Origin of the sequence: Mumia zhuanghuii, assembly GCF_042681565.1 — a bacterium.
GTDB lineage: Bacteria > Actinomycetota > Actinomycetes > Propionibacteriales > Nocardioidaceae > Mumia.
In genome coordinates this window covers 69,378-94,454 of sequence record NZ_JBHUFT010000008.1, presented here as the reverse complement: position 1 = coordinate 94,454, position 25,077 = coordinate 69,378, and the positions used below count along the sequence as shown (strand labels likewise).

General features: G+C 70.6%; 25 protein-coding genes. 10 read left to right on the top strand and 15 right to left on the bottom strand.

Annotation, left to right across the window (positions count from 1 at the left end; translation table 11 throughout):
• Positions 1-27: 27 nt before the first annotated feature.
• From ACFSDF_RS08755 to ACFSDF_RS08700, 12 genes are all read right to left on the bottom strand, one after another.
• Positions 28-1,593, bottom strand: coding sequence for an MFS transporter (locus ACFSDF_RS08755; RefSeq protein WP_243842880.1), 1,566 nt, complete (start codon positions 1,591-1,593; stop codon positions 28-30).
• On the bottom strand, positions 1,590-2,120 hold the full coding sequence (locus ACFSDF_RS08750; RefSeq protein WP_167001586.1) for a MarR family winged helix-turn-helix transcriptional regulator: 531 nt from the start codon (positions 2,118-2,120) through the stop codon (positions 1,590-1,592). Before ACFSDF_RS08750 ends, ACFSDF_RS08755 begins: the two co-directional genes overlap by 4 nt.
• A gap of 124 nt (positions 2,121-2,244) precedes the next feature.
• Positions 2,245-3,057, bottom strand: coding sequence for a DUF3027 domain-containing protein (locus ACFSDF_RS08745; RefSeq protein ID WP_377157137.1), 813 nt, complete (start codon positions 3,055-3,057; stop codon positions 2,245-2,247).
• 56 nt (positions 3,058-3,113) lie between these two features.
• The gene (locus ACFSDF_RS08740) at positions 3,114-3,509 is read right to left on the bottom strand and encodes a cold-shock protein (RefSeq protein WP_167001584.1); all 396 of its coding nucleotides are present in this window, start codon (positions 3,507-3,509) and stop codon (positions 3,114-3,116) included.
• Between the two features lie 57 nt (positions 3,510-3,566).
• Positions 3,567-4,208 carry an HAD family hydrolase gene (locus ACFSDF_RS08735; RefSeq protein ID WP_243845021.1) on the bottom strand — a complete coding sequence of 214 codons (642 nt, stop codon included), beginning with the start codon at positions 4,206-4,208 and terminating at the stop codon, positions 3,567-3,569.
• A gap of 303 nt (positions 4,209-4,511) precedes the next feature.
• On the bottom strand, positions 4,512-7,130 hold the full coding sequence (locus tag ACFSDF_RS08730) for an FtsX-like permease family protein (RefSeq protein ID WP_377157134.1): 2,619 nt from the start codon (positions 7,128-7,130) through the stop codon (positions 4,512-4,514).
• Positions 7,127-7,867: an ABC transporter ATP-binding protein gene (locus ACFSDF_RS08725; RefSeq protein WP_377157132.1), complete on the bottom strand. Its 741-nt coding sequence runs from the start codon at positions 7,865-7,867 to the stop codon at positions 7,127-7,129. Before ACFSDF_RS08725 ends, ACFSDF_RS08730 begins: the two co-directional genes overlap by 4 nt.
• Complete coding sequence (locus ACFSDF_RS08720) at positions 7,864-8,418, bottom strand: PadR family transcriptional regulator (RefSeq protein ID WP_167001582.1); 555 nt, start codon at positions 8,416-8,418, stop codon at positions 7,864-7,866. Before ACFSDF_RS08720 ends, ACFSDF_RS08725 begins: the two co-directional genes overlap by 4 nt.
• Positions 8,419-8,563: 145 nt before the next feature.
• Positions 8,564-10,903 (bottom strand): endopeptidase La, encoded by a 2,340-nt coding sequence (lon, locus tag ACFSDF_RS08715; protein ID WP_167001581.1) that lies wholly within the window; start codon positions 10,901-10,903, stop codon positions 8,564-8,566.
• Positions 10,904-10,940: 37 nt separating this feature from the next.
• A complete protein-coding gene (locus ACFSDF_RS08710; protein ID WP_167001580.1) occupies positions 10,941-12,017 on the bottom strand; it encodes a YihY/virulence factor BrkB family protein in 1,077 nt (358 codons plus the stop codon).
• A 57-nt stretch (positions 12,018-12,074) separates the two neighbouring features.
• Positions 12,075-12,482: a VOC family protein gene (locus tag ACFSDF_RS08705; RefSeq protein WP_167001579.1), complete on the bottom strand. Its 408-nt coding sequence runs from the start codon at positions 12,480-12,482 to the stop codon at positions 12,075-12,077.
• Complete coding sequence (locus ACFSDF_RS08700; protein WP_167001578.1) at positions 12,479-12,640, bottom strand: hypothetical protein; 162 nt, start codon at positions 12,638-12,640, stop codon at positions 12,479-12,481. The genes ACFSDF_RS08705 and ACFSDF_RS08700 overlap by 4 nt, the downstream gene beginning before the upstream one ends.
• Before the next feature lie 87 nt (positions 12,641-12,727).
• Between ACFSDF_RS08700 and ACFSDF_RS08695 the strand changes: the two genes are divergently transcribed.
• Complete coding sequence (locus tag ACFSDF_RS08695; protein WP_377157129.1) at positions 12,728-13,210, top strand: CGNR zinc finger domain-containing protein; 483 nt, start codon at positions 12,728-12,730, stop codon at positions 13,208-13,210.
• 74 nt (positions 13,211-13,284) lie between these two features.
• Here the strand turns inward: ACFSDF_RS08695 and ACFSDF_RS08690 are convergent, their stop codons facing one another.
• Complete coding sequence (locus ACFSDF_RS08690) at positions 13,285-13,749, bottom strand: type II toxin-antitoxin system PemK/MazF family toxin (protein WP_377157127.1); 465 nt, start codon at positions 13,747-13,749, stop codon at positions 13,285-13,287.
• Between the two features lie 51 nt (positions 13,750-13,800).
• Here ACFSDF_RS08690 and ACFSDF_RS08685 point away from each other — a divergent pair, with 51 nt between their 5' ends.
• The 7 genes from ACFSDF_RS08685 to ACFSDF_RS08655 all read left to right on the top strand — a co-directional run bounded on the left by ACFSDF_RS08685 (position 13,801) and on the right by ACFSDF_RS08655 (position 20,930).
• On the top strand, positions 13,801-15,666 hold the full coding sequence (locus tag ACFSDF_RS08685; RefSeq protein WP_377157125.1) for a helicase-associated domain-containing protein: 1,866 nt from the start codon (positions 13,801-13,803) through the stop codon (positions 15,664-15,666).
• Positions 15,663-16,499: a thioesterase family protein gene (locus ACFSDF_RS08680; RefSeq protein WP_377157124.1), complete on the top strand. Its 837-nt coding sequence runs from the start codon at positions 15,663-15,665 to the stop codon at positions 16,497-16,499. Before ACFSDF_RS08685 ends, ACFSDF_RS08680 begins: the two co-directional genes overlap by 4 nt.
• A 171-nt stretch (positions 16,500-16,670) precedes the next feature.
• Complete coding sequence (locus tag ACFSDF_RS08675; RefSeq protein WP_167001575.1) at positions 16,671-17,243, top strand: CGNR zinc finger domain-containing protein; 573 nt, start codon at positions 16,671-16,673, stop codon at positions 17,241-17,243.
• Complete coding sequence (locus tag ACFSDF_RS08670) at positions 17,240-18,874, top strand: DNA repair helicase XPB (protein ID WP_167001574.1); 1,635 nt, start codon at positions 17,240-17,242, stop codon at positions 18,872-18,874. The genes ACFSDF_RS08675 and ACFSDF_RS08670 overlap by 4 nt, the downstream gene beginning before the upstream one ends.
• A gap of 28 nt (positions 18,875-18,902) precedes the next feature.
• Positions 18,903-19,601 (top strand): haloacid dehalogenase type II, encoded by a 699-nt coding sequence (locus tag ACFSDF_RS08665; protein WP_377157121.1) that lies wholly within the window; start codon positions 18,903-18,905, stop codon positions 19,599-19,601.
• A gap of 58 nt (positions 19,602-19,659) precedes the next feature.
• Positions 19,660-20,247, top strand: a complete 588-nt coding sequence (locus ACFSDF_RS08660; protein WP_167001572.1) for a TIGR03086 family metal-binding protein — start codon at positions 19,660-19,662, stop codon at positions 20,245-20,247.
• 113 nt (positions 20,248-20,360) lie between these two features.
• Positions 20,361-20,930 (top strand): calcium-binding protein, encoded by a 570-nt coding sequence (locus ACFSDF_RS08655; RefSeq protein WP_377157119.1) that lies wholly within the window; start codon positions 20,361-20,363, stop codon positions 20,928-20,930.
• A 4-nt stretch (positions 20,931-20,934) separates the two neighbouring features.
• Here ACFSDF_RS08655 and pflA read toward each other — a convergent pair whose 3' ends face one another.
• Entirely contained in the window at positions 20,935-21,744 is an 810-nt protein-coding gene (gene pflA, locus ACFSDF_RS08650; RefSeq protein WP_377157117.1) for a pyruvate formate-lyase-activating protein, read from the bottom strand.
• Complete coding sequence (locus ACFSDF_RS08645) at positions 21,744-23,888, bottom strand: formate acetyltransferase (RefSeq protein ID WP_377157115.1); 2,145 nt, start codon at positions 23,886-23,888, stop codon at positions 21,744-21,746. The genes pflA and ACFSDF_RS08645 overlap by 1 nt, the downstream gene beginning before the upstream one ends.
• Positions 23,889-24,051: 163 nt before the next feature.
• On the opposite strand from ACFSDF_RS08645, the gene ACFSDF_RS08640 reads away from it, so the two are divergent.
• Positions 24,052-24,624: an HD domain-containing protein gene (locus ACFSDF_RS08640; protein ID WP_167001568.1), complete on the top strand. Its 573-nt coding sequence runs from the start codon at positions 24,052-24,054 to the stop codon at positions 24,622-24,624.
• Positions 24,625-24,667: 43 nt separating this feature from the next.
• Positions 24,668-25,024: a hypothetical protein gene (locus ACFSDF_RS08635; protein WP_182397140.1), complete on the top strand. Its 357-nt coding sequence runs from the start codon at positions 24,668-24,670 to the stop codon at positions 25,022-25,024.
• The last annotated feature ends 53 nt before the right edge of the window (positions 25,025-25,077 follow it).

The window sequence follows — 25,077 nt, the reverse complement described above, 5'->3', positions numbered from 1 at the left end:
CGGGAGCGGCCCTTCGTACGGCGTGCGTCAGGCGACTGGCTCGCGCTCGCGCTCGGCGTCCACCGGCTCCTCCTTGCGGAGCGTGGTCCGCAGCGGGACCTCCTTGATGAACGAAACCGCGATGAGCGCGATCACGGCGACACCGGCGGCCACGAGGAAGATCTCGCCCGTCGCGTCGCCGTACGCCATCCGTACGACGTCGGCGATCGGCTCGGGCATGTGGGCGAGGTCGAGCGTGCCGCTCGCGGCGGACTCCGACGCAGGGATGCCCAGCTGGTGCAGTCCGGCGGCGATCTTCTCCTTCACGCTCGAGGCGAGGATCGCTCCGAGGACGGAGACGCCGATCGTGCCGCCGAGGGAGCGGAAGAACGCCACCGCACCCGACGTCATCCCGACCTCGGTGATGTCGACCGTGTTCTGCACCGCGAGCACGAGGTTCTGCATGAGCATGCCCATGCCGAGGCCCATCAGCGTCATGAAGATCCACATCTGCCACAGCGGCGTCGCGTGGTCGATCGTGCCGAGCAGGCCGAGTCCGCCGATCAGCAGCGCGGCACCCGAGACGAGGAAGATCTTCCACTTCCCGTGCCGGACGATGAGCTGGCCCGACCCGATCGTGCCGACCAGCGATCCGAGCATGATCGGGATCGTGATGAGGCCTGCCTCGGTCGGCGAGTAGCTGCGCGCGACCTGGAGGTACTGGCCGAGGAAGACCGAGCTGCCGAACATCCCGATGCCGACCGCGATGCTCGCGACGATCGCGAGCGTCGTGGTCCGGTCGGTGAAGACCTTGAGCGGGACGAGCGGCTCGCGGACCTTCGACTCGACGAGGACGAACGCGGCGGCCGCGACGAGCGTCCCACCGACGAACAGGGCACTCTGCCAGGAGACCCACTCGTACGAGTTGCCCGCGAAGGTCACCCACAGCAGCGGGAGGCTGGCGGCGATGGCGATGAGGACGGCACCGACGTAGTCGACGCTCACGTCCTTCACCAAGGTCGTCAGCTTGAGGTAGCGCTGGAGCACGAAGAGGCTCACCACGGCGAACGGGACGCACACGAAGAACGTCCATCGCCAACCGAGGGAGGAGTCGACGATCACGCCACCGACGAGAGGGCCGCTGACCGTGGCGAGGGTCATGACCGCACCCATGTAGCCGCTGTAGCGACCGCGCTCACGCGGCGGGATGATCGAGCCGATGATGGCCTGCGCGAGCGCCGTGAGACCACCCATCGCCAGACCCTGGAGACCGCGTGCGACGAGAAGCGTCGGCACGTCGTGGGCAAAGCCCGCGAGGACCGAGCCGACGACGAAGGCGATCAGCGCGATCTGGACCAGGAGCTTCTTGTTGAGCAGGTCCGAAAGCTTCGCCCAGATCGGCGTACTGACCGTCATCGCCAGCAGCGAGGTCGTGACGACCCACGTGTACTGCGACTGGGTGCCGTCGAGGTCGCCGATGATCGTCGGCAGCGCGTTCGCGACGATCGTGCTGCTGAGCATGGCGGTGAAGAGCGCGGCCAGCAGGCCGACCATCACCTCCATGATGGCGCGGTGGTCGAGCTCGTCTGGACTCTTGGGTGGAGCGGTGGTCACGAGGTGCGGTTCCTCTCGTTCGTACGGTCGAAGGCCGCAGCGGCGGACGCCACGACCGGGTCAGTGTCGAGGTGTCCCTCGAAGTGCTCGAGATCTAAGGCCAACCGATCCGCGAACTCGTTGATCAGGTCGGCCATGCGCGCGGCCTCGGCGTCGTCCCAGTCGGCGAAGACCGACCTGACGAAGCCGGCGTACCTGCGCGTGGCGTCCTCGAGGCGAGCGCTGCCGTGGTCGGACAGGCGGATCAGGCCGACGCGCGCGTCGGCGGGGTCGCTCCTTCTCTCGACCAGGCCTTCCTGCTCGAGGGCGGCGATCTGGCGGCTGATGACCGACGCGGTCACGCACTGCGCATCCGCGAGGTCGCTCATGCGCTGCTCGCCGTGACGCTGGAGTCGTCGCAGCACGGTGTGATCCTGGCGTCGCATGCCGCCGTTGAGCCGCTCCCAGCGGTGGCTGGACGACCGCAGCGCCCGGCTGAGCTTGCCGAGGACGCCGACCATCCGTTCTGCCGTCTCGGTCGTGAGCATGCAGGGCCCGCCTCAAGGTTAGTTGGTTTTGCTATGCAACCTTAAAACGAATGCTTTCAGCACACAACTAATGAGGGCGCGATTCGTGTCACACCGACCCTGGCGGGCCGGAACGGACGAGGGGTCAGACGGGCTCGACGTCCGAGACGTCGTCGACGGTCACGGTGTCGTGCACCGGCGCCGGCCCGGGGCCAGTCTGGCGCTTTACGCGCGCCTCTGAGTGGGCACCGCAGCCGTGGTCGAACGACACGACCTGGCCGTCGTCGTTCGCCATGGCGTTGGCGCACACCCCGAACAACGATCCGAGCGGGGGGCTCAGCCAGACCATGAAGCCGCACGTGCGGCAGCGTCCGGGCGCCTGCTGGGTCAGGAGTGTGTCGGGGCCTCGAGAGCCGTCGTACCAGCGCTGAGCGGCAGCGTCGCGACCCTCGAGCGAGAGCACCTCGACGCGGCCGAGCCCGACCTCGTCCGCGATCGGGCGCACCGACGTCGGATCGACCTCGGCGTCGACCGCGTCGTCGCCCACGAACCATGCCGGCGCGAGGCGAGGATCGTTCTCCTCGGGCGGCAGGAGGTCACCGGGGTTCATGTCACCCGACCGCACGCGGTCCTTGTAGGGCGTCCAGACCGGCGAGACGATCGCGTCCTCACCCGGGAGGAGGACCACCTCGTCGACAGTGATCTTCTTCTGGCGCAGGGCGCGCGCCACCGTCACCGACCAGTGCCAGCCCCGGTAGCCGGGCATCGCGGCCGCGAACAGGTGCGTGACCACCCGGTCACCCTCGGCACGAGCACCGAGGTGCTCACCGACCTGCTTCTCCCCCACCTCGTCGACGAGCGCGGCACGCGCGACGTCGATCGCACCCGCCGCGACCGCGTCGAGCTTCGGCGCGCGGGCCGAGGACGCACGGGTTGGCGCAGTATGAGGGGCAGACATATGACCATTCTTCCGTACGTGGCAAGCCACCACCACGCAGGGTCGCCGGGCTGGGGTCAGGTCGCGAGCTCGTCGGCGAGCGCCCTCAGGAGCGCCGCCGTCTGTTTGGCCGTACGGCTCTCGGGGTGGCGGCCGGCACGGTACGTCTCGCCGACCCCGTCGAGGAGCCGGATCGTGTCCTCGACGATGACCGCCATGTCCTCGGCGGGCTTGCGGCGCGCCTTGGCCTGCTGCTTGGAGACCGAGGGCGTCGGGTCGAGCACGCGGACCTGAAGCGCCTGGTCGCCACGGCGTCCGGCGACGATGCCGAACTCCACGCGGGTGCCTGGCTTGAGCGTGGTCGCTCCCGCGGGCAGCGCGTCGGCACGGACGAAGACGTCCTCGCCGCCCTCGCGGCTCAGGAATCCGAACCCCTTCTCAGGGTCGTACCACTTGACCTTGCCAACAGGCACGGCTTGACCTCACCTTCGTCGCGCGTGGGCGGCGGTGCCGCGGGGACCAGGCCAAGCCTAGGCCACCTCGGTCGCAGGCCACACCGCGTCCAGATGGTCGGGCAGCTCGAGGAGCGTGGCGAGCACGATGGCCGCCCCTGCGGCGCCGAGCTCGTCGCGCGAGCACGGTCCGGTCGTGACGCCGACACCAGGGATCCCGACGAGCTCCGCCGCCTCCATGTCGTGCACGTGGTCGCCGATGTAGGCGACCGCTCCGAGCTCACGCAGGGCGTCTGCCTTGCCCGTACGCCACGCCCTCCCCCGGACCTCGTCGGCCTCGAGCCCGAGGTGGTCGAGGTGCCGCTGTGCGTCGGCAGAGTTCTTGGCGGTGATGACGGCGACCCGGCCGCCGCGTTGGCGGACCGCGTCGAACGCCTCGCGTGCTCCACCGAGGGGGGCGATCCGCGCCACGGCGATGTCGGCGTAGAGTGCACGATAGAGATCGGCCATCGCCGGGACGTCCGCGTCGGGGAACCAGTGCGCGAGCTCAGACTCGACGGGTGGACCGAGCCGCGAGACGACCAGGTCGGAGTCGAGGGGCACGCCGGTCCGCGCGGAGAGCTCGTCATAGACGGCCTTGATCCCCGGACGCGAGTCGATCAGCGTCATGTCGAGGTCGAAGCCGAGGAGCGGGGAGGTCCCGAGATCGTGAGTGGGCACCCCCGCAGGCTACGCGGCCCTGCGCGCCATCACGACGACGCTAGCCTCACGACGAAGACTTGGGCTCCCTGCCCGCCGTGCGTTCCAGGCCGCTGGCAGTCGCGCGCCTGAGCGCGACGAGCTGGGCGATCCGGAGCCGTGCGGCCCGTCTTTGGCGTTCTGCAAGATCGATGTGCGACATCAGTGCCCCCTACACCTTGTGCCGTACCTTGTGACCACTGTAGACGTCGGTGCTACTCAGAATGTTTCCGTTCTCCGGTAACGGTTGCGTAACAGTGGGTGACGGGCTAGTGACTTCCAGCGTCATTGCGCGAGCCTCCGGGTGAGCGGAACTCGGCCGCGGGTGACGATCGCCGATGCCCCTGCGGCGATCAGCGGGACCACGAAGACGAGGGTCGCGAGGATCCCCCAAGGAATGTCGATGACCGGCCCGCTGCCGGTTCCCTCAAGCGCTCCCCACCGCTCGGAGGTCAGCGGCCAGGCCGCCGCGAGCCCGGGCGCGAAGCCCACGAGGACGCCGAGCAGTGCCCCGAGAACGCCGAGCACCACTGCCTGGGCGGCAGCGACTCCCCGACGAGTCCGAGGCCCGGCACCGACCGCCGCGAGCGTCGCGAAGTCCGGACGGGCGTCGGCGAGCGCCAGCCCGGTCGCGCTGAGCGTGCCGATGAGAACCGCGATGCCTCCGGCGCCGATCAGGAGCAGCAGCTGCACGGTGAACGTCCCGCCGAACCCCTGCTCGGTCCATGTGCTCTGCTCCCCGGGCAGCTCACGCAGGGCCGCACGGACGTCGCGGAGCTGCTGGTCCGAGAGGATGGAGTCGGCGATCGCCCTGCTCCGCTCGTACGGGACGGCCTGGGCCTGCGCGGTCTGCGGGGCGATCACGGCGAGCGCGACGACCGGCTCGCGCCCCTGCGGCACCGCCCCCATGCCGAGGTCGGCGGGAGAGGCATCGAGCGAGACCGTGCGCGAGTGGCCCGATGTCCCGTCGGCTGGTTGCTCGTCTACCGCAACCCTGACCCGCCCGCCCGCATCGAGCACGGAGGGTCCTGCGACCAGCGCGCCTCCCGTACGAAGGGTCTCGATCTGATCGGGCGTCAGCTCGACACCCCACGCAGCAAGCTCCTCGGCTGTCGCGACGGCGACCGACGTCGTCGCCCAGGGACCCCACTCCTCGGTCTCCACCGCGACGTCGGTCCACCAACCCTCGCCGGCCCTCTCGTCCCCGACTCGCCCTGCTGTCCCGATCGGTGTGAAGGCGACCCCCGCGGCTTCGCCGGCAGCTCGCGCTACCGCGTCGATCGGTCTCCCACCTTCGCTGAGCACCGTCGTCCCGACCGGATAGGTGAACTCGTACGACCGGCGGTCGTGCTCGAAGTCGCTCGCGTTCGCGATCGCGAGCGCGGTGAGACCGGCGACGGTCGCCATCACGGCCGCGATGGCAGGCGTGCTGCGGGATCGCTGTCGGGCAGTGTCGCGCACCGCCAGGCGAAGCGTCAGCGGCAGGCGTCCACCGACCCTGCCCACCAGCCCGATGACCAACGGCGTGAGGAACACGGTGCCGAGGACGATCGCGACCGTGCTGGCGGCGACCGCCGTCTCGCCACCAGGCTGGATCCCTGCGGTGAAGCAGACACCCAGCCCGACGGCCACCAGCGCGAGACCGACGAGCGGCCACCCGTTGCGCCGGCTCGGCGCCGCGCGGTGGCCGACGAGGGCGGCGGTGACGTCCTGGTTCGCGACCTGTCGCGCCGGGACCAGTGCCGCGAGCAGCGAGGCCACCACGCCAAGGACGACCGCCGCGGCAACCGCCGGCCACATCACGTCGTACGGCCCGAACCCCTCGTCGAACCATCGCGGCAGGACCGCGACAACGAGCGGAGACGCCGCGAGCCCGAGCGCGGCACCGACGACGGACGAGCCCGCGCCCAGTACCGCCGCCTGAGCGAGCACCGTACGGCGGACGTCGGCCGGCGTCCCGCCCGCAGCGGCCAGGAGCGCGAGGTCGCGGCGCTGGCGTCGCACTCCGACAGCGAACGCCGGACCCGCGAGCAGCACGACCTGCAGGAGCACCGCGGTCACGATGATCACGAGGACGGCTTGCTCGGTTGTGTCCTGCCCCGCGTTCCACGCGTCGAGGTCGTACCGGGCCGACGCGGGCGGCGGGTTCTCGAGGACGTGCCGCGAGATGACCCAGAAGCCTTCGCTGTTGAGGCGCTTGACGTCCTCCCAGGTGACGGGCGCGTCGCGGTCGACGAGGTACTCGTTCTCCACGCCGTTGCCCTCGCCGAGGTCGAACGTGCCGGGGAACCCGACGGCGCCGGACGCAAGGGGATACGGGTCGACCGACCCGAACGTCCCCACGCCGACCACGGTCACGTCCCGGCCGGCGACGTCGACCGTCGCGCCGAGCGCGGCGTCGAGGCGGTCGCGCAGGTGCGGCGTCAGGACGACCTCGCCGACACGCTCCGGCGTACGCCCGTCGGTGAGGTCGACGAGGCCGTCGGCCATCGGAGGTGTGGTGTCGACCTCGCGGAGCGGGCCGTCGGCGCGCCCGACGAAGGTGACGAACCTCGACCGCACCTCGAGGACCTCGGCTCCCGGCAGGACCGCGCGGACGCCGTCCGGGCCCGGGTCGGGCTCAGGGGCGCGGTCCTCGGCGCTCGAGCCGCCACCGTCTTGGCCGTCCGGCGACTGCTGGACGGGGAAGCCTTTCCACCACAGTTGCGCCTCGGACGATCCAAGCTGTGCGGGCATGGCCTCCAGCGGCGTCACGTCGTCGGTCGCATAGAGCGTGGACAGCATCACCGCGAGCATCACCGGCGTCCCGACCATCACCGCGACGAGAGCGCTGCGGCCCTTGGAGCGACGGACGTCGCGACGCGCCATGCGCAGCGCGAGCCGCCAGCGGGCGAGGGCGCTCATGCGGGGGCCACTTCACCGAGACCGGCCAGACGGTCGCGCGCGGCGCCGTCGTCGACGACCAGTCCGTCACGCAGGAAGACGACCCGGTCCGCCCACGCGGCATGGCGTGGCTCGTGGGTGACGAGAAGCCCGCCCGCGCCTGCGTCGACGCGGCGGCGGAGCACGGCGAGCACCTCCTCGCCGGTCTCGGAGTCGAGCGCCCCGGTCGGCTCGTCCGCGAGGAGGACACGGCGCGGCCCGACGAGCGCACGCGCGATCGCGACCCGCTGCTGCTGGCCGCCGGACATCTCATCCGGGAAGCGGTCGGCAAGGTGGGGCGTACCGACGTCGTCGAGGGAGCGCAGCGCCTCCGTACGGGCCTCGCGTGCGCGGACGCCGTCGAGCTCGAGCGGAAGCGCCACGTTCTCCGCGGCCGTCAGGGTCGGGATGAGGTTGAGGTCCTGGAAGACGAACCCAAGCCGGCGTCGACGTACGCGGGCGAGCTCGCTGCGGCCGTACGAGCGGAGCGCCCGCCCCTCGACGACGACCTCGCCGGAGGTCGGCGAGTCGAGACCACCGGCGATGTTGAGCAGTGTCGACTTGCCGGAGCCCGACGGCCCCATGACAGCGACCAGCTCGCCGGCACGCAGCGTCAGGTCGACGCCGCGCAGCGCGTGGACGGCGGCGGGCCCCTCGCCGTGGGTGCGGTCGACGCCGCGCAGCTCGAGCAGGACCTCCGGGTCCAGGGGTGCGGTCATCGCGCGGTCTCCTCTACGGGGTTGGTCGTACGGCGGCGGGCCCGGCGGATCCGGGCCTCCATGTGGTCGAGCCAGCGCACCTGGGCCTCGGTGGCGAAGATGGAGCGCTCGAGGACCAGCTCGCGGGCGAGGTCCTCCTTATCGAGGGCATCGCGCTTGAGGCGCGTGAGGGCTTGGAGGTGGCGCAGCGAGTCGGCCCGTTGCGCCTGCACCACGGCGGTGACGTCGACGTCGGGGAGGCTGATGCCCATCGCGACCTTGATCGTCAGCTCGTCACGCGGTTCGGAGTCTGGCGAGACGGAGGAGGTGAACCACTCCCCCACGGCGGTCCGCCCTTGCGCGGTGAGGCGGTAGACGATCCTCCCCTCCTCGTCCGCCTCGCCCTCGGGCTCCACGAGCCCGTCGCGCTGCAGTCGGCCGAGTGTCGTGTAGACCTGGCCGACGTTCAGCGGCCACGTGCCGCCCGTACGTCGCTCGAACTCCGTACGCAACTGTGCGCCGTACATCGGCTCGTGCGACAGCAGCGCGAGCAGCCCTTGCCGGATCGACATCCGACCCCCTATACCGAGTATTCATCCTGGTAGAGAGATGTATACCGGGTATTGCACGGTCCGCGCAAGACGTGTGAGGCGTTCCCACCCGAAACGCCGCGATCCCGCCTCCGAGCGGAGACGGGATCGCGATACGTGAGGATCGTCAGGCTGCGGCCTGCGAGACCCCTTCGGCCGCCGGCTCCAACGCCTGGGCGACGATCTCGGCCACGTCCGTCATCGGACGGACGTCGATCGCCTCGCGGACCTCGACGGGGACCTCATCGAGATCGGGCTCGTTGCGATGCGGGACGAACACCGTCGTGAGCCCGGCCCGCTGAGCGGCGAGCAGCTTCTGCTTCACGCCGCCGATCGGCAGCACGCGCCCGTTGAGCGTGACCTCGCCAGTCATGCCGACCTCGGAGCGGACCTTGCGGCCCGTCGCGGCCGACACCAGCGCCGTCACCATCGTCACGCCCGCGGACGGACCGTCCTTGGGGATGGCCCCTGCCGGGACGTGGATGTGGACGTGGTGGTCGAAGAACGCCGGGTCGACCCCGAGCGCCTCGGCGTGCGAGCGGACGTAGGAGTGTGCGATCTGCGCCGACTCCTTCATCACGTCGCCGAGCTGGCCGGTGAGCGTGATGCCGGGCTTGCCGTCGGTCGGCGTCGCCTCGATGTAGAGGACGTCACCGCCGAACCCGGTGACCGCCAGGCCGGTCGCCACACCGGGCACCGCCGTACGCTCGTCGGACTCCGGCGTGAACCGCGGACGGCCAAGGTATTCCTTCAGGTCCGGCTCATCGACCACGACGGTCTCCTGCCCCGTCGCGCCTGCCAGCTTCGTCGCCACCTTGCGGAGAATCTTGGCCAGCAGCCGCTCGAGCTGCCGCACACCCGGCTCACGGGTGTAGTCGGCGACGATCTTCGCGAGCGCCGCGTCGGTCAGCGAGACCTCGTCGGCGTCGAGCGCAGCGCGCTCCAGCTGGCGGGGCCAGAGGAAGTCGCGAGCGATCGCGGCCTTGTCGTCGGCGGTGTAGCCGTCGAGGGTCACCAGCTCCATGCGGTCGAGCAGTGCCTGCGGGATCTGCTCGACAACGTTGGCCGTCGCGAGGAACAAGACGTCGGACAGGTCCAGGTCGAGATCGAGGTAGTGGTCGCGGAACGTGTGGTTCTGCGCCGGGTCCAGGACCTCGAGCAGCGCGGCCGACGGGTCACCCCGGAAGTCGGCGCCGAGCTTGTCGACCTCGTCGAGCAGCACGACCGGGTTCATCGAGCCGGCCTCGTTGATCGCACGGACGACACGGCCCGGGAGCGCCCCGACGTATGTCCGCCGGTGACCGCGGATCTCGGCCTCGTCGCGGACGCCACCGAGGGCGACGCGGACGAACTTCCGGCCGAGGGCGCGGGCGACGGACTCACCGAGCGACGTCTTGCCGACTCCGGGCGGCCCGGCGAGCACCATGACGGCACCCGAGCCGCGACCTCCGACGACCTGCAGACCACGCTGGGCGCGGCGCGCACGGACCGCGAGGTATTCGACGATGCGGTCCTTCACGTCGTCCAGGCCGTGGTGGTCGGCGTCGAGCACGGCGCGGGCGCCGTCGACGTCGTCGTTGTCGTCGGTCTTCACGTTCCAAGGGATCTCGAGGACCGTGTCGAGCCACGTACGGATGTAGCCGGTCTCCGGGTTCTGCTCGGAGGACCGCTCGAGCTTGTCGACCTCGCGCAGCGCCGCCGTACGGATGGTCTCAGGCAGGTCGGCGGCCTCGACGCGCTCGCGGTACGAGTCGGCGCCGTCGGGCTCGTCCTCACCGAGCTCCTTGCGGATCGCGGCGAGCTGCTGACGGAGCAGGAACTCGCGCTGCGTCTTGTCCATGCCTTCACGGACATCCTCGGCGATCTTCTCGGCGACGTCGGCCTCGGCGATGGCGTCCTTCGTCCAGGCGAGGAGCGTCTCGAGCCGCTCGGCCGTGTCCGGGGTCTCGAGGAGCTGACGCTTCTGGACCTCGGTGAAGTACGGGGCATAACCGGCCATGTCGGCCAGCGTCGAGGGATCAGTGACCTTGTTGACCATGTCGACGACCTGCCACGCGTCACGGCGCTGCAGGTTGGCGATCACAAGGGACTTGTACTCCTTGGCGAGCTCGGGGATGCGCTCGTCGTCGAGACCCTCGTCGACCTCCTCGGCCTCCACCCACAGGGCAGCGCCGGGGCCGGTGACGCCGGTGCCGATACGGGCACGACGGTGGGCCTTGAGGACGGCGGCGGACTCACCGGTCTGGGTCCGCCCGATCTGCACGATCTCGGCCACGACGCCGAACGAGGCGTAGCGGTCCTCGAGCCGGGGGGCGACCAGGAGCCGGTCGTCGGAGCTGGCACGCGCGGCATCCACCGCGGCGCGGGCGGCCTCGTCGAGCTCGATCGGGACGACCATGCCGGGAAGAAGGACGGGCTCGGTCAAGAACAGGACGGGCAGCTGCTGGGGGGCGTGAGCCTCAGTCATGAGCAACCTTTCAAAGTTGAGCGTGCTCTACTCAACTTCAATGAGGCTTGGCTTGTTCCCCTTCGGCGGTCGATTCCGTTCGCCGCGGGCGAACACGGTCGTGGCGCTCCGGACTCGGCGGCGGAAGCTCGACGCGGTGCCGCTCCTCGGGCCGGCCGAACATGACCCGGATCGACTCGAAGCCCTTGTGACGCTGCGCCTTGGCGTAGTCGGAGTATGCGCGCTGGTCGGCCTTGGTGAGGGTGACGTTGTCCGTGAACGGCGTGAGCAGCGCGCGCGGATAGAGGCGCTTGGTGCGGACGACGTTGATCTGGACCCCGATCATGGCCATCACGGCGCCGATGTAGATCAGTCCCATCATCCCGAGGACGACGGCGAAGACCTGGTTGAGGTTGTTGGAGCGGGCGATCACGTTCTGGACGTACGCAGTGCCGGCCAACTGCAGCCCCTGCCAGAGGATCGCCACCGCGAACGCGCCCGGTGCGGCCGACCGGAAGCTGTGCTTTCGCGCCGACGCCATGAGGAAGAGGACCGTGAAGGCGAGGCCGCTCAGCACCAGCGTGCCGCCACGCGCCAGCCACCCGGCCCATTCGTGCTCGTCGGAGAACCACGGGTTGGTCGACAAGAATGCCGTGAGGCCCGCGATCACGAGGATCGAGAAGCCGGCAAAGCCAAGCATCACCAGACTGCGCCCGCGGCCCACGAACGGGTTGGGGCGAGCGTTGCGCGGCACGGCCCACGCGACGTTCATGGCGAACTGCGAGGACTGACCGAGCCCCAGAACCCCGTACAGCGCAACGAGAGCACCGAAGATCACCGCCGTCGCGGAGCCCGTCAGCCCCTCGGTGCTCTCGATCTGGTCGCCGATGATCGGGAAGCTGCCGATCGCGGTGTCGAGGAGCTGCTCACGCAGAGCCTCATCGTTCTGGAGAAAGAAGCCGAGAATGCTCGACCCGATGAGCAGCAGAGGGAAGATCGCAACGAAGGCGTAGTAGGTGACGGCCGCCGCGAGGTAGTTGCTCGAGTCGTCGAAGAACTTGTAGACGACCGCGATGGGGAAGCCGACGAACGGGTGGGTCCGCTGGTAGCGGTCGATCCGGTCGGCAACTGACACTCCGCAAAACTACCCGCTCGGAGGATCGCGCGGGTTGACACCACCCCTTGGCCGCCGCTAGGACGCCGGCATGCAGGTGCAGAGACAGAACGGATGGCCCGCAGGATCGGCGTAGACACGGAAGTCCCGATCCTCCAGGCCGCTCGGCGGGGTGACCGGATCGAGCGGTGTCGCGCCGAGGGAGATCGCGAGCGCGTGCGGACCCTCGTACGCGTCGACGAAGAGGTCGAGGTGCGCCTGCTGCGGGGCTCCATCGGGCCACTGGGGCGGCTCGTGGTGGGCGACACGCTGGAAGGCCAGCCCCTTGCCCGGCCCGTCCAGCTCGACCCAGCCGTCGCCGGAGTCCGCGATGAACTCCGCCCCGAGGAGGCCGCCGTAGAAGGTCGCGAGCGCGCGCGGGTCTGCGCAGTCGAGCACGTACAGGCCGAGGCGGACGCCGGTCTCGATGTGCGCGCCGACGCTCATACGACGCATCCCCTCGCGCGCAGCGGCCGCGGCGCGCGTGCCGGGCTGACCCCCGCACGGCGGGCGTCCGTCGGAGCCGGTCGCTGAGCGACCGTGCGCCGCCGCTCGTCTCGCTCCAGGAAGTCCTTCGTGATCAGGTACGACGCCCAGGGATGCATGGTCTCCTCCTCGATCCAGTAACTCCTTAACTCACTTTGCCAGTTACGGGGTCAAGATGCAACCGTCTAACGCGTTATGCTGGTTTCATGAGCCCGTACGCGCAAGCAGCCGGCGATCCGGCCGACCGGGTCGTGGCCTTCCTCAACACGCTCGACGTCGAGGACGGGATCGACGACCTCGAATCCGTCGCGTCGTACGCCGCGTGGTCGGGCCGCGACCAGACTCGGACGACTCTCGACCAGGCGCGCCGCCTCCGCGACCAGCTGCGCACCCGGGCCGCGGGCGAGCCCCCCGTCGACGCCGTCACGATCGGGGTGGACGTGGTGCTCGACGACGAGGTCGCGCTGCGGGGGGACACCGTCGCTGCCGAGATCGCCATCGCCGTCGCGCAGCTCTCGATCGAGGGACGCCTCGGCAGGGTGAAGATCTGCCCGGCCGACGACTGCCGGTGGGCCTTCTACGACCACTCGCGCAACCAGTCGCGCCAGTGGTGCTCGATGCAGGTCTGCGGCAACCGCGCGAAGGTCCGCCAGCATCGCGAGCGGTCGGCGGCGCCGACGCACGGCTGACCGTACGAGAGGCCGTCTCAAAAGGCTGTTCGGGCTCGTACGGACAAAAGTCCGCGCACAGATCCGCTGACCGCTCAGCGCGCGTCAGCGTGCTGACGGACGCCCGCCACGACCTCGTCGAAGCGCGCCCGGTCCAGCACTGCGCCCTCGCGGCGCACGGCTGTGGCATCGACCGTGATCAGACGGTCGAGCCGCACCTCGCTGGGCCGGCCTTGCCGGTCCCAACCGCCGGACCCGATGTCGATCCAGTAGCGACCCCACCGCGCCTCGTCGGCGGCGTCACGGTCGTGGTCCTTGCTCGTGAGCATGACGCCGACGAGCGCGGCGCCGCGTCGGCCGACGAGCAGGACCGGCCGGTCCTTGCCCTGGCGCGGATCGTCCTCGTACGGGACCCACGTCCACACGATCTCGCCGGGATCGGGCCGGCCGTCGGGCTTCGGGTCGTACTGCATGACGAGGCCGGACGACCCCGGCGACGGACGACGGGAGGGAGCAAGCACCGACGCGAGCCGACCGAGAAGGTCGCGAGTCCTGGACATGACCGCACTGTAGTGCGGGGCGGCGCCCGCGCCCGGACTACCGTGGTACGGATGAGCGAGATCGACACCACCCCGCGTACGCTCGCCGACGACCTCCGGGCTCGCGGCGACGATGCGCTCGCGGTGCTGCTGCGGGCCCGCCCCGATCTCGCCACCCCGACGCCGTCCGACATCGGACAGCTCGCCTCACGGGCCGCGTCCCGACCGTCCGTCGCGTGGGCGCTCGACCGGCTCGACCTCGCTCACCTGTCGACCCTCGCGGCGATGTCCGCACTCGAGCCTCCCGTCACCCTCGCTGCGCTGCGCCGCCAGGTCGACGCCGACGACGCCCGCATCTCCGCGATCGTGGCGAGACTGCACGCGAGCGCGCTCGTGTGGGGCAGGCCTGGCGGCTGGCACGTGGTCCGCGAGGCGCGCGACGCGCTGAGGGTGCTCGGACCGCGAGGCCCGTACGACGGCCCGCCTGCGCTGCGGACCCGCGAGGTCGACGACCGGCGCATGCGGCACGCGAGCGCCGGCTCGGTCATGGAGCTGCTCCAGCGCGTCGAGCACCTGCTGGCGACCTGGGGCGAGCAGCCGCCTCCCGTGCTGCGCTCGGGCGGCCGCGGCGTACGCGACGTGCGCAACGCCGCTTCACTGCTCGGCGTCGGCACCGACGAGGTCGAGTTCCTGCTCGACCTGACCCAGGCGGCACGCCTCCTCGGCCGGGCCATCCATGCGGCCAACGGCGAGGTGTGGGCGCCGACGACGGTCTTCGACACGTGGCGGGAGAAGCCGCCGGCCGACCGCTGGATCGCCCTCACCTCGGCCTGGATGAGCCAACCGGGCCGTCGCGTGCGCGCGCAGGTGCTCCGGACGCTCGCCTCGGCCGACGGCGCCGCGTACACCGACGTCGAGGACGTCGTCGATGCCGTCGCGTGGCACCTCCCCCGCGCCGAAGAGGGCCGCGATGACCTCGTACGGCGCACGCTCGTCGAGGCCACGTGGCTCGGCGTGGTCGCACTGGACGCCCTCTCGCCCGCCGGGGCCGTCCTCGGACTGCCAGACGCACGCGACGTCGTCGATCGCCTCTTGCCCGGCTCCGTCACCCATGTCCTCGTCCAGGCCGACCTCACCGCGGTGGCCCCCGGCCCGCTCGAGCCCGCACTCCGCGCCCGGCTCGAGGACGTGGCGGTCGTGGAGTCGCGTGGCGGCGCCACTGTCTACCGGTTCACGACTGCCTCGCTGCGCCGCGCTCTCGACCTCGGCTGGCCGGCCAGCGAGATCCACGCGTTCCTCACAGAGATCTCGGCGACGCCGATCCCGCAGCCGCTCACCTACCTCGTCGACGACACCGCACGGCTGCACGGACGGCTCCGTCTCGGCGACGCCGCCTCCTACCTCCGCGCGGACGACCCCGCCGAGCTGGACGCGCTGCTCGCCGACCCGACGCTCGGCCCCACGCTCCACCGGATCGCCCCGACCGTGGTCGTCAGCACCGTCCGCGCCGAGCTCCTCGCCGAGCGTCTCGCCGCGGCGGGACGCCAGGCGGTGGCCGAAGAACCCGGCGGGGTCCTGCGCGTCCACCGCCGCGACCTCGTACGCGCCGAGGCCGTCGACGTCGGCCTGCGACCGCCGCCGGACCCAGCCGAGGCCGTCGCCGCCCTCCGGGCGGGAGAGATGGCCGCGTCACTGCGCCCCGCCGACGGCCACGACGATCAACGAGGCTCGCTCGCGACGATGGCGCAGCTGCGCGAGGCCGCCGAGGCCCAACAGCGGATGTGGGTCGCCTACATGGACCAGGCAGGCACCCGTACGGAGCGCGTGGTCGACCCCTTGCGGGTGGACGCGGGGTGGCTCACCGCCTTCGACCACCGCACGCAGAAGGTGCAGCGGTTCGCGGTCCACCGCATCGTCCAGGTAGCGTCCGCGCCGTGACCTCTGCCACCTCACCAGCCGCCGTCGCGCTCCCCGACCTCCCCGCCGACAGCTTCTACGAGCAGGTCGGCGACGCCAGCTTCCTCTCGACCGCGGCGACCGAGAGTCCCTGGGACGCCCGGGCACAGCACGGCGGCCCGCCTTCGGCGCTGCTCGGACGCTGTCTCGAGGCGAGCATCGGCGACGAACCCTTGACGGTTGGCAAGATCGACGTCGACTTCCTCGGCCCGATCCCTCAAGGGATGTGCGACGTCGAGGTGACGGTGCTCCGCCCGGGCAAGCGTGTCCGGCAGGTCCAGGCCACGATGAGCGCGGACGACCGCACGGTCGTCACCGCTCGCGCTTGGCTCGTGGCGTACGAGGAGGGCCGGGCGCCGAGGTCCGGAGTCGCGGTGCAGCCACCTGAGTTCCCTGACCCGCAGCCCCAGCTGACGGTCCCGGGCACTCCGGCCGCGTGGGGGTACGGCCGCGCGGTGGAGTGGCGGTTCGTCGAGGGGCGCCTCGGCGGAGGCGACGAGGAACGCGCGCGGGTCTGGGGACGTATCCGCGTGCCGCTGGTCGCGGGCGAGGAACCGACCGGGCTGCAGCGCCTGCTCACGCTGGCCGACTCGACGAACGGGATCAGCGCGCAGCTCGATGTGCGCGACTGGCTGTTCGTACCGCCGGGCATGGGGGTCACCCTCCAGCGGGTGCCTGCATCGGACTGGATGTACTTCGACGCCACGTCGCACGTGCAGCCGCGCGGCACCGGGGTGGCGCACGCCGTCGTGTCGGACGGGGATGGCCTGTGCGGCTACGTCAGTCAGCCGCTGCTGGTCGCTCCCCGCAGCTGACCTGACCTGGACAGACATCACCCTCGCCGCGCCGGGGGGAACAGCGGCGAGGGTGACGATGTGGGTAACAAGCATTGATCTTGCTACTGCTTACATCTTACCGACGGGGCCGTCATGTCCAAAGTGATCTACAGCGCTTACCGATCTCCGTCCCCCGGCTACCATGGCCGGATGGACTTTGTGGGCTACGCCGAGCGCGCGGCAATGCTCGCCAACGCGTCACTGGGCTCGGTGGACGACGTCCGCGACCACCTCGCCGAGCGCGAGTGGCTCGTCCCGCAGGTCACCGACCGCGACGTCCGCACCCTGCAACGGTTCCAGCGGCGCCTGCGACCGGTCTTCGAGCACGGTGGAGCGGGCAGGGCTGCGGACGTGGTGGTCGCCGTCAACACCCTGCTGGCCACCCACCGCATCACGCCGCTCATCGTCCCCACCGACATCGCCGCCACCGACACCGGCACGAGCCCGAGCGGGTGGCGTCTGCACGTCGCCGACCGTGCCGCCTCGGTCGCCGATCTGCTGGTCGCGGAGTCGCTGATGGGCATCGCGATCCTGGTCTGCGACCTCGACCCTGGACGCCTCGGCGTCTGCGCGGCGCACGGCTGCGCCAACACCTACGTCGACACCTCCCCCAACCGCTCGCGCCGCTACTGCTCCGATCGCTGCTCCTCCCGAGCAAACGTCGCGGCGTACCGTGCACGGAAGCGGGCAGGCGCCGCCGCAAACCCCCGAGGAGACGTATGAACGACGGTCCCCTGATCGTCCAGTCCGACAAGACGCTCCTCCTGGAGGTCGACCACGACCAGTCGGCCGCGTGCCGGCGCGCCATCGCACCCTTCGCTGAGCTCGAGCGGTCTCCGGAGCACATCCACACCTACCGCATCACGCCGCTCGGCCTGTGGAACGCGCGCGCCGCCGGCCACGACGCCGAGCAGGTCGTCGACGCGCTGATGGACTACTCGCGCTATCCCGTGCCGCACGCGCTCCTGGTCGACGTCGCCGAGACGATGTCGCGCTATGGGCGCCTGCGGCTCGAGAACACCCCGACCCACGGGCTCGTCCTCGCCACGACCGATCGGCCGGTTCTCGAGGAGGTGATCCGCTCCAAGCGCATCGCGCCGATGCTCGGGGCGCGGATCGACGACGACACGATCGTGGTGCACCCCTCCGAACGCGGCGCGCTCAAGCAGGCACTGCTCAAGGTCGGATGGCCCGCGGAGGATCTCGCCGGCTACGTCGACGGCGAGGCGCACGCGATCGCCCTGTCGGACGGCGAGTGGCACATGCGGCCGTACCAGGCCGAGGCTGTCGAGTCGTTCTGGCACGGCGGGTCCGGCGTCGTCGTCCTCCCGTGCGGTGCGGGCAAGACGATCGTTGGTGCTGGCGCCATGGCACAGGCGCAGGCGACCACCCTGATCCTCGTCACCAACACCGTCTCGGCACGTCAGTGGAAGGACGAGCTGCTGCGTCGTACGACGCTCACTGAGGACGAGATCGGCGAGTACAGCGGGGCCAAGAAGGAGATCCGACCCGTCACCATCGCCACGTACCAGGTGATGACGACGCGCCGGAAGGGCGTCTATCCGCACCTCGAGCTGTTCGACGCCCGTGACTGGGGCCTGATCGTGTACGACGAGGTCCACCTGCTGCCAGCGCCGATCTTCCGGATGACCGCCGATCTCCAGGCACGGCGCCGGATCGGCCTGACCGCCACCCTCGTGCGCGAGGACGGCCACGAGGGCGACGTGTTCAGCCTCATCGGGCCCAAGCGGTACGACGCGCCGTGGAAGGACATCGAGGCACAGGGCTACATCGCTCCCGCCGACTGCGTCGAGGTGCGCGTGACGTTGAGCGACTCCGAACGGATCGTGTACGCGACGGCGGAGGCCGACGTCCGCTACCGGCTCGCGGCGTCGACCGGCCGTAAGACCGAGGTGGTCCAGAGGCTGGTCGAGGAGCACAGGGGTGAGCCGACCCTGGTCATCGGCCAGTACATCGACCAGCTCGACGACCTCGCCGAGCGCCTCGACGCTCCCGTGATCAAGGGCGAGACGTCGGTCAAGGAGCGCGAGGCGCTGTTCGCGGCGTTCCGTACCGGCGAGATCGACCTGCTCGTGGTCTCCAAGGTGGCGAACTTCTCGGTCGACCTGCCGGAGGCGTCCGTCGCGATCCAGGTGTCGGGCTCGTTCGGGTCGCGCCAGGAGGAGGCGCAACGGCTCGGCCGGCTGCTGCGTCCCAAGGGCGACGGGCGTACGGCCCGCTTCTACGCGGTGGTCGCCCGCGACACCGTCGATGCGGAGTTCGCCCAGCACCGGCAGCGGTTCCTGGCCGAGCAGGGCTACGCCTACCGGATCGTCGACGCCGCCGACGTCTGAGTACACCCGCCGAACGTGAGGAGGGCTCGTGATCGAGAACGGTGACATCGAGGTCGTGGTGTTCGACGTCCTGGGGACGCTCGTCGACGAGCCCAGCGGCCTTCGCGCGGCGATCCGCGAGGCGGTGCCGTCGTCGGAGGCGACGGTCGACGCGCTCCTCGCCGCGTGGCAGCAACACATCGAGCGCGAGCAGGAGGGCATCACCCGAGGCGACCGCCCGTACGCCAGCACCGACGTCCTCGACTGCGAGGCCGCTCGGGTCGTGGCGGACCTGGCCGGTGTCACCGACGTGGCCACGCTCGCGCGGCTATCCACAGCCGGCCGGCGCCTCTCCCCGTGGGGCGACTCCGTCGCTGGGCTGGAGCGGCTCGCCGCCCACTACCCGCTGATCGGACTGTCCAACGCCAGTCGTACGACGCTCCTCCACCTCAACGCCCGCGCCGGACTGCGGTGGCACCAGGCACTCTCGTCCGAGACCGTCCAGGCGTACAAGCCGGCACCAGAGGTCTACGGGCTCGCCGTCGAGACCGCGGGCTGTGCCCCTGAGCGGATGCTGATGGTGGCCGCCCACGCCTGGGACCTTCGCGGAGCGCAGGCGATCGGGATGCGGACGGCCTTCGTCGAGCGGCCGGTCGGAGATCCGCCGACGAGCTCCGACACGTTTGACGGGCAGTTCGGCAGCCTCGACGACCTGGTCTTCGCACTCACACCGTCGACACCTCGATGAGTTCCTGCGTCGGTCGTGGTCTGACCTTCGACAGATCCGGACGACGAAAGGCCCCCGAATGCCTGACCTTCTCGATCTCGGCCCCTCGACCCGGCGGGTGGCAGCACTGCTCGACGGCGTCGGCGACGACGACCTGACCCGGCCGACCCCGTGCGACTACGACGTCGCGACCCTCCTCGAGCACCTCGACGGCCTCTCCCTCGCCTTCACGCTCGCGGCCCGCAAGTCCGACGACCCGATGCTCGGCGCCGCTCCCGCACCGTCCGGCGCCGCACTCTCCCCTGGATGGCGACAGCGGATCCCCGAGCGCCTCGACGCGCTCGCCGAGGCCTGGCGCTCGCCCGAGGCGTGGGAGGGCGAGGCGACCGCCGGAGGCGTCACGATGCCTGCCGACATCGCGGCGACGGTGGCGCTCGACGAGGTCGTGCTGCACGGCTGGGACCTGGCGCGCGCCACGGGGCAGCCGTACGAGGTCGACCCAGGCGATCTGGCCGTCGTGCACCGCTTCGTCGAGGAGTCCGCGAAGCCGGAGCAGGCGCAGGCCCGCGAAGGGCTGTTCGGACCCCCGCTGCCCGTGCCGGGGGACGCCCCTCTGCTCGACCGGGTCGTCGCGCTCGCCGGACGCTCGCCTTCCTGGCCGCACTGAAATCCGGCGCTGCGGACCTGATGAGAGGCCTCTCATCGGGGACTTATGCATGCCTCACGGTCCGAGGGTTACCTGAAGTCGTCACCCCGACGGTTTCGGACAAAGGAGACATCATGCCTCGCGCCACCGCGCGCCGTACCCTCGCACTCGGAGCCGCGTCCCTGCTCGGGATCGCCGGCATGGCTCCCACGACCGGCTCGGCCGAGGCCGCGCAGGCCGCCACCTGCGGGGGCCTGCGGGCCACGATCATCGTCACCCAGGGTGACGACAACCTGCGCGGGACCAGCGGACGGGACGTCATCGCCGGGCTCGGCGGCGAGGACGACATCGTGGGCCTCGGCGGCAACGACGTCATCTGCGGCGGGGCCGGAGAGGACGACATCGAAGGCGGCGCGGGCAACGACCGCATCCGCGGCGGCTCAGCCGGCGACGACATCGAGGGCAACGCCGGCAACGACCACATCTGGGGAGGGTCGGGCAACGACGACATCGAGGGCAACGCCGGCAACGACCACATCTGGGGCGGCTCCGGCAACGACGACCTCGAAGGCAACCGCGGTCGCGACCACCTGTGGGGCGGCCCGGGCAACGACACGCTCGTCGGCGGACCCGGCAGGGACATCCTGCGCGGTGGCCCGGGACGCGATCGCCTGTTCCAGGGTCAGGAGCCCGACGACGACTGAGCCTTCAGCCGACGTACGTCGTGAGGCCGTGCACCTCAAACTGCTCCCGAACCCGCGCCACGAGCTCGGGTGAGGGCGGCGTGACATCGGCGAGATCGTACGAGGCACCGAGCCGCTCCCACTTCTCGCGGCCCATCTGGTGGAACGGCAGCACCTCGACACGGCTGACGTTCGGCCAGCGCTCGACGATGCGGGCGACGTTCTCGACGTTCTCGTCCGCATCGGTGAGACCGGGGACGAGGACGAACCGCACCCACACCTCGGTCCCGCGCGCGGCGAGCCGGTCGCCGAAGTCGAGCGTGGGCTGGAGCGAACGGCCGGTCACCCGCCGGTAGGTCTCCTCGTCGCCCGACTTCACGTCGAGGAGGACGAGGTCGACGTCGTCGAGCATCTCGTCGGTCGCTGCGGTCCCGAGGAAGCCGGAGGTGTCGAGCGCGGTGCGGACGCCGAGCTCCTTGGCACCGCGCAGCACCTGCGCGACGAAGCGAGGCTGCATCAGCGGCTCGCCTCCCGACAGCGTGATGCCGCCGCCGGTCGCGGCGAACACCGGCCGGTAGCGGGCGATCCGCGCGACAAGGTCGTCGGCACGCACCTCCGTACCGTCGCGCATCCGCCACGTGTCGGGGTTCTGGCAGTACAGGCAGCGCAGCGGGCAGCCGGTGAGGAACGTCGTCATCCGCGTCCCCGGCCCGTCGACCGCGGTCACGAGCTCCCACGAGTGGACCGCCCCGACCTCGCCGGAGCGCATCGCCACCATCCGCTCCCCGCGGTCGAGGTCGGCCGCGGGGACGTCGGCGAGGAGGGCGGCGGTCATCAGACGGCTCCGTGGAACGTCCGCGAGAGCACGTCGAGCTGCTGCTCGCGGGTGAGGCGGACGAAGTTCACCGCATACCCGGAGACCCGTACGGTGAGCTGCGGGTAGTTCTCCGGGTGTTCCATCGCATCCTCCAGCGTCTCGCGGTTCAGGACGTTGACGTTCATGTGGTAGCCCTCGGAGCCGGTGTACGCGTCGAGCAGACCGACAAGGTTCGTCACCTGCTCGTCCTTCGTACGCCCGAGCCCGGACGGGACCACGGTGTTCGTCAGCGAGATGCCGTCCGGCGTGTTGCCGGTGGCCTTGCCGTAGACGACGTTCGACGTGATCGTGAGGACCGACTGGGTGTGCAGCGCATCGCGGTACGTCGGGTAGGCGCGCACCTTCTCCATGAACCGCTCGACGAGGTCGCGGGCGATGTCGTCCACGCGGTCGTCGTCGTTGCCGAACGTCGGGAAGTCGCCGGTGGTCTCGTAGTCCACGACGATCCCGCGCGCGTCGAAGACGGGCACCACCGTCGCATACTTGATGGCCGACAGCGAGTCCGCCGCCACGGACAGGCCCGCGATGCCGCACGCCATCGTCCGCAGCACGTCGGAGTCGTGCAGCGCCATCTCGAGCCGCTCGTAGGCGTACTTGTCGTGCATGTAGTGGATGACGTTGAGTGCCTCCACGTACGTCGCCGCGAGCCAGTCCATCTCGGCGTCGAAGCGGCGCATGACGTCGCCGTAGTCGAGCGGCCCCTCGCCGACCGGAGCGGTGGCCGGGCCGACCTGCTTGCCGGTGATCTCGTCACGGCCGCCGTTGATCGCGTAGAGCAGCGTCTTGGCGAGGTTCACCCGCGCGCCGAAGAACTGCATCTGTTTGCCGACCCGCATCGGGGACACGCAGCACGCGATCGCGGCGTCGTCGCCCCAGTGCTCGCGGATGTGGCGGTCCGACTCGTACTGGATCGCCGAGGTGTCGATAGAGACCTGCGCGGCGAACCGCTTGAAGCCCTCAGGGAGGCGGTCGCTCCAGAGCACCGTCAGGTTCGGCTCCGGCGCGGGACCGAGGTTGTAGAGGGTCTGCAGGTAGCGGAACGTCGTCTTGGTGACCAGCGGCCGCCCGTCGTCGCCCATGCCGGCGAGCGACTCCGTCACCCAGGTCGGGTCACCGCTGAAGAGCGCGTCGTACTCGGGCGTACGGAGGAAGCGCACGATGCGCAGCTTGATGACGAAGTCGTCGATCAGCTCCTGCGCCTGCGACTCGGTGAGGTCACCGCGGGCGAGGTCGCGCTCGAGGTAGATGTCGAGGAACGTGGCGGTGCGTCCGAGCGACATCGCGGCGCCGTTCTGCTCCTTGACCGCGCCGAGGTAGGCGAAGTAGGTCCACTGGACGGCCTCGCGGGCGCTCGTCGCGGGACCGGAGATGTCGAACCCGTACGAGGCGGCCATCTCCTTGAGCTCGTTCAGCGCGCGGATCTGCTCGCTGTTCTCCTCGCGTGCGCGGATGACGTCCTCGGAGGCAGGCTGCATGTCAAGGGCGGCACGGTCGTTGCGCTTGTCCGCGATGAGGGCGTCGACCCCGTACAGCGCCACGCGGCGGTAGTCGCCGATGATGCGGCCGCGGCCATACGCGTCGGGGAGCCCCGTGATGACGTGCGCCGAGCGGGCAGCGCGTACGGACGGCGGGTAGGCGTCGAACACGCCCTGGTTGTGCGTCTTGCGATATTCGGTGAAGACCTTCTTGAGCATCGGGTCGACCGGGTAGCCGTAGGTGTCGAGCGCGGTCTCCACCATGCGCCACCCACCGTTCGGCATCATCGCGCGCTTGAGCGGAGCATCGGTCTGGAGCCCGACGACGACCTCGTTCTCGCGGTCGATGTAGCCGGGCTCGTGGGCCGTGATGCCGGCCGGCGTCTGCCAGTCGACGTCGTAGACACCCTTCTCGCGCTCCTCGGGGAACATCGCGCTCAGACGCTGCCAGATCCGGGTCGTCCGCGCTGTCGGGCCGGCGAGGAACCCACTGTCGCCCTCGTACGGGGTGTAGTTGCGCTGGATGAAGTCCCGCACGTCGACGCGGTCCCGCCAGGGCCCGTCGGCGAAACCCACCCAGCCACGGGCGGCGCTCGTGTCGAGCCGTGAGTCGGTCGCGATGCTCATGTTCCCTACCCCTCGATGGAGACGATGCCTTCGCCTCCAGTCAACGCCTCATTTTTGTTGTTTGGGCCATCAAAGGGTGTCGTCTTGGCCACACTGCGCCCATGTCAACAACCGACACACGTCTCCCCTGCGCCTGCTTCCGACCCCCCGTAGGCTGGACAGAGTGCACCCCCGCATCCGGCTCGAGCTGGCGAAGCGCTGGTCAGAGCCACACCGCGAACATCACGACATCGATCACCTGTCCGAGGTGATCGGTGCGCTCGACACGCTCGCCGTTGAGGGCCTTGCGTTCGACGTCGAGCTCGCCCGCGCCGCGGCGTGGTTCCACGACGCCGTCTACGACGTGCACCGCGCCGACAGCGTCGAGCGCTCGGCGCTCCTCGCTCAACGGTGGCTCGGCCCGGGCTACGGCGACCGGGTCGCCGAGATCGTCCTCGCCACGCGCGACCACCTCGCCGCACCCGGCGACATCGAGGCGGCCGCAGTCTGCGACGCCGACCTCAGCATCCTCGGGCAGGACGAGGCGCGATACGACCGGTACGCCGCGGCGATCCGTACGGAGAACGACTACCTCCCGGCCGCGGACTACCGCCAGCTGCGCGCCATGGTGATGTCGCGCTACCAGAACCGTCCGCGGATCTTCGTCACCGAGCCCGGCTACCGACTGTGGGAGTCCAGCGCCCGCGCCAACATCACCCGCGAGCTGACCGCGCTCGGACGACCGGTGCCCGTGTGACGTCGGGCCGCGCGGCTTGCCCTCGACACTTACTCTGGACGCCGTGACGGAGTACCTCCTCGAGGCGCGCGCCCGCGTCCTGCATGACCTGGCCGCTTGCCGCATGGCCGACGCGACCGCGGTCTCCGTTCTCGAGGACGCGCTGAGCCAGCGCGGCTGGTGGGTCGCGCAGTGGCCGGACGGCGCGCCGTTCCTCGTCGGGCTCGTCGCTCAGGACGTCCAGGACGCCCTGCTCGACGCCGGCAGCCGCTGGCCGCGCTGCACGTCGTGCGAGGAGACCGCCGAGCACACCCTCGGCGTCGAGCCCGAGCTCGGCGACGCGCCACGCTGGGTGTGCACCGAGTCGGGCATCGACGTCGCACCCCTCGGCGCGCTTCGGGTGCATCCCACGCGCCCGTAGGGCGCGGATGATCTTTGACGACGTGGGAGTGACCTTCCCCGATTCCAGCCGCC

Coding starts and splice junctions, on each gene's coding strand:
- ACFSDF_RS08720 (WP_167001582.1), bottom strand. CDS start 8,418: ATGTCGATCCGGCAAGGGCTGCTCGCGCTGCTGTCGCACGAGCCGATG.
- ACFSDF_RS08730 (WP_377157134.1), bottom strand. CDS start 7,130: ATGAGCGCCCTCGCCCGCTGGCGGCTCGCGCTGCGCATGGCGCGTCGC.
- pflA (WP_377157117.1), bottom strand. CDS start 21,744: ATGACCGCCGCCCTCCTCGCCGACGTCCCCGCGGCCGACCTCGACCGC.
- ACFSDF_RS08670 (WP_167001574.1), top strand. CDS start 17,240: ATGAACGACGGTCCCCTGATCGTCCAGTCCGACAAGACGCTCCTCCTG.
- ACFSDF_RS08695 (WP_377157129.1), top strand. CDS start 12,728: ATGAGCCCGTACGCGCAAGCAGCCGGCGATCCGGCCGACCGGGTCGTG.
- ACFSDF_RS08705 (WP_167001579.1), bottom strand. CDS start 12,482: ATGAGCGTCGGCGCGCACATCGAGACCGGCGTCCGCCTCGGCCTGTAC.
- ACFSDF_RS08660 (WP_167001572.1), top strand. CDS start 19,660: ATGCCTGACCTTCTCGATCTCGGCCCCTCGACCCGGCGGGTGGCAGCA.
- ACFSDF_RS08745 (WP_377157137.1), bottom strand. CDS start 3,057: ATGTCTGCCCCTCATACTGCGCCAACCCGTGCGTCCTCGGCCCGCGCG.
- ACFSDF_RS08655 (WP_377157119.1), top strand. CDS start 20,361: ATGCCTCGCGCCACCGCGCGCCGTACCCTCGCACTCGGAGCCGCGTCC.
- ACFSDF_RS08645 (WP_377157115.1), bottom strand. CDS start 23,888: ATGAGCATCGCGACCGACTCACGGCTCGACACGAGCGCCGCCCGTGGC.
- ACFSDF_RS08725 (WP_377157132.1), bottom strand. CDS start 7,867: ATGACCGCACCCCTGGACCCGGAGGTCCTGCTCGAGCTGCGCGGCGTC.
- lon (WP_167001581.1), bottom strand. CDS start 10,903: ATGACTGAGGCTCACGCCCCCCAGCAGCTGCCCGTCCTGTTCTTGACC.
- ACFSDF_RS08685 (WP_377157125.1), top strand. CDS start 13,801: ATGAGCGAGATCGACACCACCCCGCGTACGCTCGCCGACGACCTCCGG.
- ACFSDF_RS08700 (WP_167001578.1), bottom strand. CDS start 12,640: ATGCATCCCTGGGCGTCGTACCTGATCACGAAGGACTTCCTGGAGCGA.
- ACFSDF_RS08750 (WP_167001586.1), bottom strand. CDS start 2,120: ATGCTCACGACCGAGACGGCAGAACGGATGGTCGGCGTCCTCGGCAAG.
- ACFSDF_RS08690 (WP_377157127.1), bottom strand. CDS start 13,749: ATGTCCAGGACTCGCGACCTTCTCGGTCGGCTCGCGTCGGTGCTTGCT.
- ACFSDF_RS08675 (WP_167001575.1), top strand. CDS start 16,671: ATGGACTTTGTGGGCTACGCCGAGCGCGCGGCAATGCTCGCCAACGCG.